The sequence below is a fragment of the Parendozoicomonas haliclonae genome, from assembly GCF_900174585.1.
Taxonomy (GTDB): domain Bacteria; phylum Pseudomonadota; class Gammaproteobacteria; order Pseudomonadales; family Endozoicomonadaceae; genus Sansalvadorimonas; species Sansalvadorimonas haliclonae.
This window is the reverse complement of the sequence record NZ_FWPT01000004.1, coordinates 12191-26211: the sequence shown is the minus strand read 5'-3', so window position 1 is coordinate 26211 and position 14021 is coordinate 12191. Positions and strand designations below refer to the sequence as shown.

Below are 14021 nucleotides of genomic sequence, written 5' to 3'. Positions count from 1 at the left end.
AACCGCCCGGCTCATAAGAGCGGGGCGGTAGAAAAGCTCTGAGCTTAAATGCTTAGAACTCGTACTTGGCGCTGAGGTTGAAGTGACGGCCAGGCTTGGTGAAGCGATCCATGTTATTGCTGCCAGGAGCAACATTGGAGACGCTTTCCCATGCCCAGTACTTCTTGTCGGTCAGGTTAAACAGACCAGCACGCAGAGTGATTTCATCAGTCGGCTTGTAGTGTGCAGTCAGGTCAACCACGCCGTAGCCCGGCGCTTCAAAGGAAGTAGAGGAGGAAAGGTCGGACTCATCCTTGCCTTTCACAACAGTCCACAACAGTTCGCTGCCCCAGTTGCCGGCAGGTGCTTCAAAAGCAAGACCCATCACAGCAGTCAGAGGTGCAACAGAGTTCAGAGGATTCTTCTTGTTATCCACCTCACCTTCACCCTTGGCATAGGCAACAGAACCGTTCAGAGTAAAGCCGTCCAGCTGATCAGCCAGTTCATCCAGGAACACCTGACCTTTCAGCTCCACGCCTTTAATCCAGGCCTTCTGAAGGTTTTCCGCACGGGTTACGCCCCATGGGTATTTCGGATCCTGAATTGCAACCGTGTCGATAAAGTCCTTGTAACGGTTGTAGAAGGCAGTGATTTCAAAGTCGCCGTACAGTGTGCCGCCACGCAGACCTGCCTCGAAGGAGTTGCTCTTCTCCGGTTTCAGGTCAGGGTTGCCCTGGATCAGATAAGTGACATTGTCGAGGGTGTAGAACATGTCGATCAGATCCGGAGCACGGAAGCCCTGACTGAACTGGGCAAACACAGAATACTGGTTGTCCAGTTTGTAAACGGAGCCAAGGCGACCGGTAACAGCGCTGTCGCTGCTGTCCTCGAAGTTCATACCGTCAACGCGCTGGGAAGGCTTGTAGCTGTACTTGTCGTAACGTACGCCCGGAGTCACGGTCAGCTTATCGGTAACCTGGAATTCATCCTGAATAAATACGCCGTAAACATTGCGGGAAACTTCAGGGATGTAGTCTTTGTTCTTGATGGAGCCGTCTTCCAGATTAGTCTCAACGCTCTTGTTGCTTACCTTGTCATCAGTCGCATGAATACCGTAGGTCAGGCCATGTGCGCCGAGTTCTTTGTTGAACTGGGCATGCAGCTGGAAGCCTTTTTCTTCATAGTTGTAATCCTGCTCACGCTCTGGGTACGGACGCTGGAAAGAACCGTAATCAGCAACATAGGCCGGTACGAGTGTTTTCATGCCAGTAGTGGTTTTCTGCCAGTCTAGCTGCCAGTGCAGTCTGTCAAAGGCTGCAAGGCCGGCATTGTCCCAGTCGTGCTCAAAGCCAATACGCGAACGCTCTTTGGTGTCATCGGAGGTGGTACCGTCTACAGAAGCATCACGGACTTTCACTTCTGACAGTGTGTCGTGGTATTCACCGGTGAAGCCCAAACGATGATTGTCGTTCAGCTGGTACTGAACCTTGGTCAGCAGGTTGTTCACCCGGTTATCGGCGGGGTTGGCTTCACCGCGTTTGGTCGCACCAAAAACATCACCCTGATTGGTAATGTAGGTTTCGGTTTCCTGGGAGTCACGACGGGTATACAGCACCATGGATTCCAGCTGACCGGAACGGTTGGCAACAGAAACGGTTTCGGTGAAGCCCTTGTCTACACTGCTATAGCTGGCCTTGGCAAAACCTGCGGTCAGATCACCATCGCGCTTGAGAATGTCTGCAGGATCCTTGGTCTGAAACGCAACCAGACCACCGATTGCATCACTACCATAGAGGCTGGAAGCAGGACCTTTCACAATTTCTGCGGCTTTCAACGAATCTGTATCAACAAAATTTCTGGCAGCATTGATATAACGGGTCAGGGAAAGCTGGAAATTGTTTGCCTGGCTGACACCGTCAGTGATGATCTTAACGCGGTTTCCGGACATCCCCCGAATGGTGAAGTCACCAGGGCCGGTACGGGTATCACCAGATACGGAAACGCCAGGCTCATAACGCACCAGATCGCTGATGTCTTTTACGTGGCGATTCTCAATTTGCTCGCTGTCGATAACAGTTACGCTGCTGGCGACGTCTTTCAACTGTTGCTCAGTACGGGTAGCTGTGACAGTCACCTGGTTAAGCAGCGTTGCAGAATCACGTTCTGTGGTTTCAGCGATAGCAGGGGTAGCGCTTATGGCCGCAGTGATGGCGATTGCCAGTGGTGATGCCCGGAAGTTCATTCTTAATCCTGTGTGTTTGTGCTTTTTTTTAGAAGCTTTTTCATTAACACAGGCCCGCATCCATGCACTCCGGCTATCCCGACCGAAAGAACCTGTTGGGCGCGAACTATAAATAGACAAAAACACAAATGCAAATCGTTCGCATTTGTGTTTGTATATTTAAGGCGGTCAGTTACGCAGTTAACGCAATTGAGAAAAATTTGATTGAAGTCAAATGCAAATCATTCTCATTTTTGATATTGTCGCAAAAATTAGACTGCTGGACAGTCTGTTCAAGGACAAATGAGCATAGCAAGAGTGAAGCAGTCTGGAGTTTTTTCCCGTTTATTTGAAGACGGTTGGGCAAAAGGTTTGGCTGTCGTGCTGTGCTCTATAGCGGTTCACGCAGGTGCTGTCCTGCTCTGGCCAGAGAAGCCGCAAGACCAACTGACGTTAAGCAGCGGATCATTTTCTGCACCGGTGAATCTGAGCTTTACCCAGCTTGCAGAAGTGGCTCCCCAACCGGAACCCGAGCCTCAGCCAGAACCGGTTGTTGAGGAAACACCGCCCGAGCCAGAGCCGGAACCCGTTCCCAAAGAGGAACCGAAACCGCTCCCAGAGCCGGAAATTGTAGAAAAGGCTGAGTTAAAGGTTGCCGAGAAAGAGCCGGAGCCTGAACCAAAACCGGAGCCTAAGCCTGAACCAAAGCCAGTAGAGCCGACGCCGGTTGCGTCCTCTACTCAACAGCAGGCGGAACCGGGATTGGATGAGATTCCAATCGTTACCGAGCCGGCTTTCAGGAATCCGCCATCGCCACCGGATTACCCGCGCAAAGCCCAGCGCCGGAATCAACAGGGTGTGGTTATGGTTGAAGCGCTGGTAGATGAGGAAGGCGAAATTCTGGAGATAAAGGTTCTCGAATCTTCCGGTTTTCCTCTGCTGGACAGGGCCGCGCTCAAAGCCGTGGCCAAGTGGGACTTTCAGCCCCGTCTGGTTGGTGCAAGAGCGGTGAAATCAAGGGTCCAGGTACCCGTCGCATTTGAATTGAATGGCTGATCATCAGCGATTCAATAAATTTAGAAAGAGTTTCGGACTTTCGGGAGAAGCAAATGTTCGAAGAGATTTTTAGTCAGTTAGGCGTTGTGGGCATTCCACTGATTATTCTGTCGGTGATTACTCTGGCCATTATCATTGAACGTCTGGTGACTTTTACTCTGCAGCCGAATATCGGTAAGGCACGTGTACGTCAGTTGTTTACTGAACTGCAGGATTTTCGTGCTGGTCAGGATCTGTGCAGCTGTCAGGGCAAGGCAGACAGCTTCTGCCAGCAAAAGCACTGCCTACACCAGGGCGTTGGTGTTCTGCTGAGTCACGCCAACTGCGAGAAGAGTGTTCGTGAAGAAGTCGCTTCCATCTGGTTGCTGAAGCACCGTCAGCGTATGCATGCCGGTCTGCGTGTGCTGATGCTGATCGGAACTATCGCGCCGATGGTCGGCCTGCTCGGTACTGTGCTGGGTATGATCACCATGTTTAAAGGTATGGCCGTGACCACTGGTCCGGTAACTCCGGCCGTTCTGGCTGATGGTCTGTTTGCCGCTATGTACACCACCGCTTACGGTCTGATTATTGCTATTCCGGCATTGGGTGCCAGCCAGGGCCTGACTCTTTGGGCCAACCATTACATTGGTCGTCTGGAGTTTGTCCTGAACCACGTGAATCTGCTGATTCAGGGCGTTGATTCCGGCGATGGCAGCTTTAGCCAGCCGAAGAAAGGCGACAACAGTAAGAATGTGAAAAGCATCACTCCCCGGGAGCCGATTGCAGCATGATCCGGGTTTCTGATGATTCTGCCAGCCAGCCATCTTTGCTGGCGGATCTGACACCACTTCTTGATGTCATATTTATCGTACTGGTGTTTCTGATGCTCAGCGCCAACGTAGCACCGCTGGCTCTTCCTGTGGACCTCCCGACCCAGGGAGCAGAGCGTGCCGAGGCTGTTGAGGAAACTAAAACTGTGACTGTGTCTCTGACGAATGACGGCGCAGGCTGGGGACTGGAAGGAAAACCATACAACAGCTGGGAAGAGCTCAGTGCAGAACTGATTGCTGCCCGTGCTGAAAACCCGGATTTGCAAGTTGTTATTGCCGGTGACCGCAACGTACCGATGGAACGTCTGGTACAGCTGCTCAGCTTTTTGCAGGGACAGCAGTGGCCGGCAGCCAGTATCTTGATGGAGAAAGAATAATGAAAAAAATGACCAAGATTGCGGCCACTTTTTGTCTGTGTGCTGCAGCAGTGCAGGCGCAGGCCGAAAGACTGGTAACCATTGGTCCGGGCGTAACAGAAATTGTTTATGCACTTGGCCAGGGCGACAAAATTATTGGTGCGGATGATGCCAGTAAGACAACCGAAGGAGCTGATATTAAGAAGGTGGGTTATCACCGTCAGCTGTCTTCCGAAGGTCTGCTGTCCCTGAAACTGGATCGGATTATCGGTACTGACGATATGGGGCCTCCGGTTGTTCTGGAGCATCTGGAAAAAGCCGGTGTTGCCGTAACCACTCTGCCGGGTGGCTACCAGCTGGAAGGTCTGGAAGCCCGTATTACTGAACTTGCAAAAACCTTCGCTTCCGAAGAGAAGGGTAAAGAACTTTGGGCAAGTGTAGAGAAGAAGCTGAATGAAGCTGCTGATCTGGCCAAAGCGGCCAAGGATAAGTCCGGCAAGCCTCAGAAAATCATCTTTATGATGGCTCACGGTGGTACGCCACTGTTGGCAGGTAATAACACGGCTGCAAATGCTTTGATCGAACTGGCTGGCGGCCAGAACCCGGCCAAGGTTTCCTTCCCTGGTTACAAGCCGGTATCTGCAGAATCCCTGCTGACCATGGCTCCGGATGTTATTGTTGTTGGTAACAGCACATTTAATAACGCAGGTTCCGTGGCTGGTATCCTGAAATTGCTTCCTGGTATTCAGGCGACACCCGCTGGTAAAAATGGCACTGTAATCGCTGTTGATGACACAACCCTGATGGGCGGACTTAGCCCTCGTATCGGTGATGTGGCGCTGAAGCTGGCCCAGGACGTCTATACCCGCTAAGCATTTACGCTAGTCAGTCCTGGCCCTTGTTAATAGATGCCCGTTAATAGAACAGTTAAGTAGCGAAAGACTAATGGAAAGAGAGCGCAAGGTCCGGTTGTTTATTCTCGGGCTGGCTATCCTGTTGCCTGTCACCATGGCCCTGTCCATTGTGACAGGGTCTGTACCGGTATCCCTCGACAACTTTATTGGCCTGGTTCAAAACTGGCTGGGCATGGATGTTGCCAATGCTGAAGAGCAGATGCAGGCCTGGATGGTTGTTGAAGTTATTCGCTTACCAAGAACTCTGCTTGGTGTGATTGTTGGCAGCACGCTTGCTGCCTGTGGCGGTGCGATGCAGGGGCTGTTCCGTAACCCGCTGGCTGATCCAAGCATTATCGGTGTTTCCAGTGGTGCGGCGTTGGGCGCAGGTGTTGGCATTGTTCTCACAGGTATGCTGCCGGTGGTTATGGTTGCCACTCTGCAGGTTTATACCGTTCCATTCCTGGCTTTTGTGGGTGGTTTTATAACCACGATCGCCGTCTACAAAATTGGTACCACGAATAATGGCACCTCTGTTGCCACCATGCTGCTGGCTGGTATTGCCATAGGTGCTTTGAGTGGTGCCGGCATGGGTATTCTGAATTACGTGGCTGACGACACTATGCTGCGTAACCTGACCTTCTGGCAGATGGGTAGTCTGGGTGGAGCAAGCTGGGAACAGCTGGTCTTTATTATTCCTATCATGCTGGCTTTGCAGGTTGGTCTGATCTCCCACGCCCGTGGTCTGAATGCTCTGCTGCTGGGTGAATCGGAAGCCCGCCATCTTGGCTTCCATGTTCAGCGCCTGAAGATTCGTCTGATCACCATGACCGCTTTGGGTGTTGGTGTCGCGGTTTCTATCTCCGGCATGATTGGCTTTGTGGGTCTTGTTGTACCGCATCTGGTACGTATGACGATTGGCCCGGATCACCGTTACCTGATGCCGGCATCGGCATTGCTCGGTGGTTCTTTGCTGCTGATTGCTGATGTTCTCGCGCGCATTGTGGTCAGCCCGGCTGAGCTGCCTATCGGTATCGTGACTGCGCTGTTGGGTGCACCATTCTTTATGTCCCTGCTGTGGAAACAGAGAGGCCGGATCGGGTAATGGATATGACCAGTAATAACCAGACACTGTCCGACCATCTGGCTTTGGATGTTAAAAACGTCACCGTGATTCGTAGCGGCCGCAAGCTGCTTGATGATGTCTCTTTCCAGGCTCGCCCCGGCGAAGTTGTTGCTTTGCTGGGACCAAACGGGGCAGGTAAATCGACATTGTTCCGGGCGATTACAGACGAGATGTCGCCTGATGAAGGTCATGTACTTTTGAATGGTACTGCCATTGGTGACTGGGATCTGGGCAAGAAAGCCCTGACTCTTGGCATACTTCCACAGTCGTCCACTTTGAACTTTCCGTTCTCGGTTCGTGAAGTTGTTTTGCTGGGGCGCTCCCCATGCAAATCAAGTCGTGAAGAGAACAACGCTATTGTTGATAAAGCCCTGGAAATGGTTGATGCCTCCCATCTGGTTGAGCGCAGTTATACCAACCTTTCTGGTGGTGAAAAGCAGCGCGTTCATCTGGCTCGAGTCCTGGTTCAGATTTGGGATCAGCCTGAAGACGGTCAGCGCGTACTGCTGTTGGATGAGCCGACCTCAGCCCTTGATCCGGCCCACCAACATAAAACGCTTTCTATTGCCCGCGAGTTTGCCAAACAGAATGTTGCGGTTGTGGTGATCCTCCATGACCTGAACCTGGCCAGCCAGTATGCCGATCGTCTGGTTATGTTGTGTGCCGGACGTATTGAAGCCAATGGCACAGCCGATGACGTGCTAAAACCTGACCTATTGCAACGACTGCTGGATATTGAAGTCTGTATCATGCGCCATCCGAAAGATGGCTATCCATTGGTGGTTGCTGGTTAAAACCTTTTAATCCAGTCATGTCCACGAAGGAAGCTTATCGGGACTGATAAGTGACAGGACGTTGTAGTAGTGGATTATTTCTGGGTTTCTCTGGCTGTAATGCTGGGGGCTGCGGTTCAAACAGCCTTTGGTTTTGGTCTGGCTATTGTATGTGCACCGCTGTTGATCATGCTCGATCCACAGCTGGTTCCCGGGCCGTTGATTTTTTGTTCCATGCTTCAGGGGTCGGTGACTGTTTATCACAACCGGCACGATCTTGATCTGAGAGGTCTGGTCAGTGCGCTTGTGGGGCGGATACCGGGAACAGCCGTTGGTATCTGGCTGCTGACCTTCCTGAATTACGAACAGCTCTCGATCATTGTTGGTGTAATTGTTCTGCTGGCTGTGGTGGTGTCGGTTTCCAAAGTGAATATCGCACCAACGAAAGTCAGTATGTTCTGCGCAGGTATGGTGTCTGGTTTATTTGGCAGCACGACGGCTGTCGGTGGGCCGCCCATGGCATTGCTGATGCAGAACCAGGCTTCAGGGCATCTACGCGCCAATATGGCGGGCTTTTTCCTTTTTGGCAGCTTTATCAGCCTGCTTGCTTTGAGCTGGACAGGTAAGTATGGCCTGCCAGAAATAAAGCAATCCTTCTCATTACTTCCCGGTGTATTGCTGGGATATTTCTTGTGCCGGCTATTGCCTTTGCAGCGCTGGGACAGATTTTTGAGACCGGGCATTTTAGTAATTTGTACAGTTTGCGGCTCTCTTGCCATTCTGAAAGGAGTGAGCTGGTAAAAAGACGCAATGATCAGGGACTTTTCATGTCTATAGCGAAACTCATCAGGAATATTTGTATGACTACTGCGGCGTTAGTTTTATCCGGTTGTGCAGCCAAGCCTGCTGTTATGTTTGCCACGGATTCCCAGCCGGAGCATTCCATTGGAACAGTCTCAGAACTGGCGGATCAGCTGCAGAAGGCCGATTACGTCATTCTTGGTGAGCGACATGATAACCCTGAGCACCACGCCCTGCAGAAGGAGGTCCTGGTTGAGCTATATAAGCGCGGCTGGCTGAAGCAGGTTGCTATGGAAATGCTGGTACCTTCCCAGCAGCCAGGTGCTGACCTTGCTGTGAAGGATCGGGTTTCTGATCTGACCGAACTCAATACCATGCTGAGCTGGGAAAAAGGCTGGGACTGGGAGCTCTATGGCCCGATTGTCAGCTGGGCGACGTCCAACGGTGTTCCCCTGAAGTCAGCCAACCTTGATAAGGGTGAGCTGGTCACTGCTCGTGCCAACCCTGCACGACTCGGCAATCTGCTGCTGGGTGAAGAAGGTGTGAAGATGCACAAGGATCAGTTCAAGGCGGCACATTGCGGCAGTATTCCAGCGGACCGTGCGGAAACCATGCTGCGTGTTCAGGTTGGCCGTGATGTTCGGATGGCTGCCAGCCTGACAGAAATGAAAGGCACAGTTTTGCTGGCGGGTAGCTGGCATGCCCGTAAAGATATCGGTGTGCCGCGTTATGTGCTGGCGAACGATCCCGATGCAAAGATCCTGGCTCTTGGCTTTACAGAAAGCACAGAGGTGGAAGCTTCCAACAGCCAGCAGTATGACATCGTCTGGGCAACTGCTGGTGTTGAGCGTCCTGATTACTGCGCTATGTTCAAAAACGGGACCATGTCTAAAGGAGTTGTGTCTAAGAAAGCTAAGGCTCCTGAGCAAGCGGAAACGGCCCAGCCCTGAACTCTCGCCCCTTCATTCTGTCTAACCCCAAGTACGGAAAACACCGCCATAAATAAGGCGGTGTTTTCATGATTGGGAAGTGGAATCTTCGTCCTTTGCCATACTGTGTGGAATCACAATAAACCCGTCGGACCTTTGGTTAACAAGCAGGCCGGCAATCAGGGTTGGCAAACTTGGGATGCAGGGGGCAGTATGGACTTATTGGCACTATTGGCTGGTTTCGATCTCTGGGAGTGGCTGGGTATTACCGCAGGAACAGGTGGTTGGGTTGGGCTGACCTGGTGGCTGGGTGAATTTACCGAGAAACGCGGTGGTGATCGGGAGTCTGGCGCCCTGATCGGGTTCTTTGTACCAGGCATTATCGCTTTGGTCGTTTGGGGAATTATCTCCTTCACATAAACGACGGACAAAAAAATCCCCGGCCGAAGCCGGGGTAATAATGCCGTGAATTGCCTGATGAGGTGTGCTCATAAGAGAGCAGGGTTGGGAGCCGCTTTCTTTTGAACACGTGCTAGTAGTCAGCTAGCAATACAAATGATAATTGTTCTCATTTGCATGTGCAAGTATTAATACGTATTTTTTCTTAGGTTTTATGTAGGTGGTGAGAGAGGTTGCTGTGTATCTTTTAGCAGCTTGCTCTTATGGTCTTCATTGAGCTCACTCCAGTGCACATCCAGCAGTGCTCCTTCAAGAGCATACAAAAGCACTTTTGATACGCGAAAACCCCGGGATTTAACCTTGCTATAAGCTGCTGCGGCACCAACGGCGCGCAGCTGTTCAGGGCTGTGTATACCTACGGCCTTTAACCACTGAACAGAGGTCTTGCCGAGATTTTTCATATCAATCAGCTCCATCAAGGCAAATCCTTTTGCATTCAGATAGAACAGTTAGTCATTATCAACATTGTAATGATAGACGAAGAATATAAAGAAGTTGGCTGATCTGACATTATGAGCAGACCTTGGCCGCTTTTGGATCTTCGGTTTTTTCACTCTGTTATCCAGCCTATGTAGCCACATATAATCCGGGCATGACCAAGAACGCATCACCCAGAAAAACGACCCGGGCCAAAAAGCCGGCCCCGAAAAAAGCGGTCAAGAAAACAAGGCGCTGGCTGCCATCCTGGCGACTGCTCTTCCGATTGGCCCTGTGTGGTCTGGTCGTGCTGGGTGCCTGGCTTATCTATCTCGATGCGGTCATCACCAGTACCTTCGATGGTAAGAAGTGGGCCATCCCGGCCAAGGTCTATGCCCAGCCCGTCGAGCTGTATGAAGGCATGACACTGGATCCCGATACTCTGCAGGGCCAGCTGCGCCGGCAGGGCTATCAGCCGGTTAGAAGCATTAGCCGACCGGGTACCTTCTCCCGTGCTGGAGACTCCTTTGAAATTTATGTTCGTGGTTTCCGGTTCCCTGATGGACCACGGGACTCTATGGCTCTGCGTGCCGATTTCTCCGGGAACAGCCTGAGGAATCTCCAGACCACCAGTGGCCGGGATGTTCCTGTTATCCGCCTCGACCCCCAGATGATGGGCGGGATATATCCGGCCAGCCATGAAGATCGGATGCTGGTTCAGCTCAAGGACGTTCCAGCAACCATGGTTAAGGCGCTGGTCGCAGTCGAAGACCGGGACTTTTATGAGCACTGGGGTCTTTCCCCGAAAGGCATTGCCCGGGCCATGGTTGCCAATATCCAGGCCGGTGGCATTGTTCAGGGCGGCAGCACCCTGACCCAGCAGCTGATCAAGAACTTCTATCTGAATAACAAGCGAACCTTCACGCGGAAGATTGAAGAGGCCTTTATGTCTCTGCTGTTGGAATGGCATTACAGCAAGGATGAAATCCTCGAGACTTATCTGAATGAGGTTTACCTCGGCCAGCAGGGGCAGCGTTCTGTTCATGGTTTTGCGCTGGCCAGCGAGTTTTATTTTGCCCGACCGCTCAGTGAGTTGAATCTGGCCAAGCAGGCTCTGATGGTCGCGATTGTGAAGGGGCCGTCTTACTACAACCCTCGCCGTTACCCTGAGCGAGCAAAGGAGCGCCGTGATCTGGTGCTGGATATGATGGCTGATCAGGGCATCATCACCGCAGCAGAAGCTGAACAGGCTCAGAAGCAGTCTTTGGGGGTGGTATCTCGGGAACGTCTGCAGGCGAATGCTTTCCCTGCCTACATTGATCTGGTTAAACGGCAGCTGCGCCAGGATTACCGAAATGAAGATCTGACCAGCGAAGGTCTTCGCATTTTCACCAATATGAATCCAATTGTGCAGCAGCAGGCGCAGGACAGCCTGTCTAAACGCATCAAGCAGCTGGATGGTGGTAAAGACACCGGGCTGGAAGGTGCGATGGTGGTAACCAGCTCCCGTACAGGCGAAGTGCAGGCCATTGTGGGTGGGCGTGATGCTGGTTTTGCCGGCTTCAACCGTGCTCTGGATGCGCGCCGCCCGATTGGATCTCTGGTGAAACCGGCGGTCTTCCTTACTGCACTGGCAGATCCATCCCGTTATACCCTGGCTACTCGTATTAAGGATGAACCGATCACCCTTAAGGAGAACAATGGCCGGGAGTGGTCACCGGAAAACTACAGCCGCAAGGTGCATGGTGAGGTTCCGCTCTATCTGGCGCTCGCCAAGTCTTACAACCTGGCAACTATCAGGCTGGGTATGGATGTTGGTGTACCAGCCGTTGTCAGCACCCTGAAAAATATGGGGCTGACCCGGGATGTAAATCCATTCCCGTCATTGCTGTTGGGGTCGATTGATATGACGCCGGTCGAAGTGGCAGCCATGTATCAGACACTGGCATCCGGCGGCTTCCGTGTGCCATTGCGTGCTATCGATGCGGTTCTCGATGCCCATGGCCAACCACTTACGCAGTACAGTCTGTCGGTTGAAGAAGCGTTCCCGCCTGAGCAGGTTGACCTTATTAACTATGCCCTGCAGCGGGTTATGTGGGAAGGGACGGGTAAATCGGCTTATAAAAAAATACCGTCGTCTGTAAGAGTGGCTGGTAAGACCGGCACAACAGATGAGCTGCGGGATAGCTGGTTTGCCGGTTATTCCGGCGACACGCTCGCAGTCACCTGGTTGGGACGGGATGATAACAAGTCTGCCCGCTATACCGGCGGAACCGGTGCGTTGCGCATCTGGTCTGACTTTATGGCTCAGCGTCCACTTAAGTCGTTAAGTCCGCCGGTGTCGTCGAAGGTTGCCTTCTTTAATATCGATAGAGCCACCGGCCATATGGGTGGAGCCGGTTGTCAGAATGATGTGGCACTGCCGTTTATTAAAGGCTCGGAACCTTTGCAGAAAGCACCCTGCGCCAAAGCTTCACCGGCAAAAGGCGTTGTGGACTGGTTCAAGGCTCTTTGGGAGTAATGGTGTCATAGCCAATAATCACAACAGAAATGCGTACTGGCTGCTAACCTCGGCGGAGGGATTTTGAAAGTATCCAACGAGGTAGGCCATGCATGCGGTTGGTGTTCATGCCGATAACCGGAAAGCCGTTGTTTTCTGTGAAGGTGAGCTGGGTAAGCGGGCAGGAAAGATCGCCAATGGTCTGGTCAGGACGTCACACTATTTCGATATCTGTGCGGTAATTGATAGCCACTGGCATGGGCTTACTGCTGATGCCACAGTAGAAGGCGGCCAGCCTATTCCTGTTTATGGAACCCTTGCCGAAGTGATGCAGGCACATAAAGGCATCAGCTGGTTTATCTACGGAAAACTCCCGTCTCAAGAGTTTATACCCGACAAAGAACGTATATATATCCGGGACGCCCTGTCCCGGCAGTTGCACGTTGTCTCCGGTCTGTTCCACTTTCTTTCTGACGATGAAGAGTTCAAAAGCTTTGCTGCTGATGGACTGATCTTTGATCTTAAGAAACCACCGCCGCTTACTGAACAACCCTTGTTCTCCGGTGCGGTCGAAAATGTTGGCGCAAGCCGGGTACTGATTACCGGTACGGACTGTGATCAGGGTAAGCACACCACGACCTACTGTTTATATCAGGCGCTGAAGGAGAGTGGAGTAAGCTGTGCCATGGTTGCCACCAGTGAGACTGGTATCCTGCAAGGCGTGAGTTATGGACTCTGTCCAGATGCCTGGTCACTACACAGCGCCGCCGGTGGTATTGAGCAGCTGATTATCAAGTGCTGGGAAGACCAGCGGCCAGACATTATTTTGGTAGAAGGCTTGGCATCAGCCAGCCACCCGGGATTGATGACCGGCATGGCGGTTATGAAGGGCTGTCGCCCTGACGCTATCATCATGCAGGATTCACCGGGGCGTAAAGCCAGAGCAAGCTTTCCTGAGTTTGCCAAGCCCGATATCCGCTATGAGATTGCCCTTACCAGAAAGCTGACCAACTCCGAGCCCATAGCGATAACCCTCACTCCCGAAGGTATGAACCTGTCCGAATTCTCCAGCTTCCAGGAGGATCTGCGGGAAGAATACGATATCCCGGTTGTTGACCCTCTTCAGGCTGGCATGGGGGATTTGGTGGATTCTGTTCGTCAACTGCTATAGCTGCTGTTATCCTCCTGCCGGTATTTTGAATCTCTGAAACCTGAATATGGGCACAAACGGATGAGTTACATTCAGGCAGCTGGCAAATCATTACGCCTTCTTGCGGCGGTGGGTATTCTTGCTCTGGGGGGCTGTAGCCAGTTTGGCGGCACCAGCGTTAACCCTTATTCCTCTGTGTCTCAGACAGATAATTACGCCTATCTAGAAAAGCTGACTGCGGAAGGCCGGCCCGCGGCAACCGGGCAGCTGCTGAGTGATGGACGGATCGCCTGGCAGGACGGGGATCTGAATGAGGCTCTTCAGAAGTTCAGCCGGGCGCTGCGTATCTCTCCGGATGATGGGCTGATTTATTACTATCTGGCTCGCATTCGTAAGGAAGAAGGTGAGTATGGCAAGGCTATCTCACTGGCACGCCGTGGACTGGCGTTTGCCCATAACCCGCTTCTACGAGAGCATCTGGATCGGCTGATTGCCAGCACGGAGCAATCAGAATGGAATTCAACAATTTAATATTGATGACAAGCTGGA

At 52.2% G+C, this 14021-nt stretch carries 14 protein-coding genes; 12 read left to right on the top strand and 2 right to left on the bottom strand.

The features are described 5' to 3' along the window. Window positions 1–52: 52 nt before the first annotated feature. Window positions 53–2221, bottom strand: coding sequence for a TonB-dependent hemoglobin/transferrin/lactoferrin family receptor (locus EHSB41UT_RS09275; RefSeq protein WP_165767205.1), 2169 nt, complete (start codon window positions 2219–2221; stop codon window positions 53–55). Between the two features lie 282 nt (window positions 2222–2503). Here EHSB41UT_RS09275 and EHSB41UT_RS09270 point away from each other — a divergent pair, with 282 nt between their 5' ends. From EHSB41UT_RS09270 to EHSB41UT_RS09230, 9 genes are all read left to right on the top strand, one after another. Continuing rightward, window positions 2504–3256 (top strand): energy transducer TonB, encoded by a 753-nt coding sequence (locus EHSB41UT_RS09270; RefSeq protein WP_087109074.1) that lies wholly within the window; start codon window positions 2504–2506, stop codon window positions 3254–3256. A gap of 53 nt (window positions 3257–3309) precedes the next feature. Continuing rightward, complete coding sequence (locus tag EHSB41UT_RS09265) at window positions 3310–4029, top strand: MotA/TolQ/ExbB proton channel family protein (RefSeq protein WP_087109072.1); 720 nt, start codon at window positions 3310–3312, stop codon at window positions 4027–4029. Next, complete coding sequence (locus EHSB41UT_RS09260) at window positions 4026–4445, top strand: ExbD/TolR family protein (protein WP_087109071.1); 420 nt, start codon at window positions 4026–4028, stop codon at window positions 4443–4445. Before EHSB41UT_RS09265 ends, EHSB41UT_RS09260 begins: the two co-directional genes overlap by 4 nt. Next, window positions 4445–5296 carry a heme/hemin ABC transporter substrate-binding protein gene (locus EHSB41UT_RS09255; protein ID WP_087109069.1) on the top strand — a complete coding sequence of 284 codons (852 nt, stop codon included), beginning with the start codon at window positions 4445–4447 and terminating at the stop codon, window positions 5294–5296. Before EHSB41UT_RS09260 ends, EHSB41UT_RS09255 begins: the two co-directional genes overlap by 1 nt. A gap of 73 nt (window positions 5297–5369) precedes the next feature. Further along, window positions 5370–6422 carry a FecCD family ABC transporter permease gene (locus tag EHSB41UT_RS09250; protein WP_087109067.1) on the top strand — a complete coding sequence of 351 codons (1053 nt, stop codon included), beginning with the start codon at window positions 5370–5372 and terminating at the stop codon, window positions 6420–6422. Further along, window positions 6422–7237, top strand: a complete 816-nt coding sequence (locus EHSB41UT_RS09245; protein WP_242667272.1) for a heme ABC transporter ATP-binding protein — start codon at window positions 6422–6424, stop codon at window positions 7235–7237. Before EHSB41UT_RS09250 ends, EHSB41UT_RS09245 begins: the two co-directional genes overlap by 1 nt. Before the next feature lie 69 nt (window positions 7238–7306). After that, window positions 7307–8017 carry a sulfite exporter TauE/SafE family protein gene (locus tag EHSB41UT_RS09240; RefSeq protein ID WP_087109065.1) on the top strand — a complete coding sequence of 237 codons (711 nt, stop codon included), beginning with the start codon at window positions 7307–7309 and terminating at the stop codon, window positions 8015–8017. A gap of 59 nt (window positions 8018–8076) precedes the next feature. Further along, a complete protein-coding gene (locus tag EHSB41UT_RS09235; protein ID WP_165767204.1) occupies window positions 8077–8967 on the top strand; it encodes a ChaN family lipoprotein in 891 nt (296 codons plus the stop codon). A gap of 192 nt (window positions 8968–9159) precedes the next feature. Then, window positions 9160–9366: a hypothetical protein gene (locus EHSB41UT_RS09230; protein ID WP_087109059.1), complete on the top strand. Its 207-nt coding sequence runs from the start codon at window positions 9160–9162 to the stop codon at window positions 9364–9366. 191 nt (window positions 9367–9557) lie between these two features. Here EHSB41UT_RS09230 and EHSB41UT_RS09225 read toward each other — a convergent pair whose 3' ends face one another. Continuing rightward, window positions 9558–9821 (bottom strand): TfoX/Sxy family protein, encoded by a 264-nt coding sequence (locus EHSB41UT_RS09225; RefSeq protein WP_087109057.1) that lies wholly within the window; start codon window positions 9819–9821, stop codon window positions 9558–9560. A 176-nt stretch (window positions 9822–9997) separates the two neighbouring features. Between EHSB41UT_RS09225 and mrcB the strand changes: the two genes are divergently transcribed. From mrcB to EHSB41UT_RS09210, 3 genes are all read left to right on the top strand, one after another. After that, window positions 9998–12343: a penicillin-binding protein 1B gene (mrcB, locus tag EHSB41UT_RS09220; RefSeq protein WP_087109055.1), complete on the top strand. Its 2346-nt coding sequence runs from the start codon at window positions 9998–10000 to the stop codon at window positions 12341–12343. Between the two features lie 88 nt (window positions 12344–12431). After that, the gene (locus EHSB41UT_RS09215) at window positions 12432–13493 is read left to right on the top strand and encodes a DUF1611 domain-containing protein (RefSeq protein WP_087109053.1); all 1062 of its coding nucleotides are present in this window, start codon (window positions 12432–12434) and stop codon (window positions 13491–13493) included. A 60-nt stretch (window positions 13494–13553) separates the two neighbouring features. Then, the gene (locus tag EHSB41UT_RS09210) at window positions 13554–14003 is read left to right on the top strand and encodes a tetratricopeptide repeat protein (RefSeq protein ID WP_087109051.1); all 450 of its coding nucleotides are present in this window, start codon (window positions 13554–13556) and stop codon (window positions 14001–14003) included. Window positions 14004–14021 lie beyond the last annotated feature (18 nt).

Excerpts from the sequence above, each read along its gene's own strand:
- EHSB41UT_RS09275 (WP_165767205.1), bottom strand. The coding sequence starts at position 2,221 with ATGAACTTCCGGGCATCACCACTGGCAATCGCCATCACTGCGGCCATA.
- EHSB41UT_RS09270 (WP_087109074.1), top strand. The coding sequence starts at position 2,504 with ATGAGCATAGCAAGAGTGAAGCAGTCTGGAGTTTTTTCCCGTTTATTT.
- EHSB41UT_RS09265 (WP_087109072.1), top strand. The coding sequence starts at position 3,310 with ATGTTCGAAGAGATTTTTAGTCAGTTAGGCGTTGTGGGCATTCCACTG.
- EHSB41UT_RS09260 (WP_087109071.1), top strand. The coding sequence starts at position 4,026 with ATGATCCGGGTTTCTGATGATTCTGCCAGCCAGCCATCTTTGCTGGCG.
- EHSB41UT_RS09255 (WP_087109069.1), top strand. The coding sequence starts at position 4,445 with ATGAAAAAAATGACCAAGATTGCGGCCACTTTTTGTCTGTGTGCTGCA.
- EHSB41UT_RS09250 (WP_087109067.1), top strand. The coding sequence starts at position 5,370 with ATGGAAAGAGAGCGCAAGGTCCGGTTGTTTATTCTCGGGCTGGCTATC.
- EHSB41UT_RS09245 (WP_242667272.1), top strand. The coding sequence starts at position 6,422 with ATGGATATGACCAGTAATAACCAGACACTGTCCGACCATCTGGCTTTG.
- EHSB41UT_RS09235 (WP_165767204.1), top strand. The coding sequence starts at position 8,077 with ATGACTACTGCGGCGTTAGTTTTATCCGGTTGTGCAGCCAAGCCTGCT.
- EHSB41UT_RS09230 (WP_087109059.1), top strand. The coding sequence starts at position 9,160 with ATGGACTTATTGGCACTATTGGCTGGTTTCGATCTCTGGGAGTGGCTG.
- EHSB41UT_RS09225 (WP_087109057.1), bottom strand. The coding sequence starts at position 9,821 with ATGGAGCTGATTGATATGAAAAATCTCGGCAAGACCTCTGTTCAGTGG.
- mrcB (WP_087109055.1), top strand. The coding sequence starts at position 9,998 with ATGACCAAGAACGCATCACCCAGAAAAACGACCCGGGCCAAAAAGCCG.
- EHSB41UT_RS09215 (WP_087109053.1), top strand. The coding sequence starts at position 12,432 with ATGCATGCGGTTGGTGTTCATGCCGATAACCGGAAAGCCGTTGTTTTC.
- EHSB41UT_RS09210 (WP_087109051.1), top strand. The coding sequence starts at position 13,554 with ATGAGTTACATTCAGGCAGCTGGCAAATCATTACGCCTTCTTGCGGCG.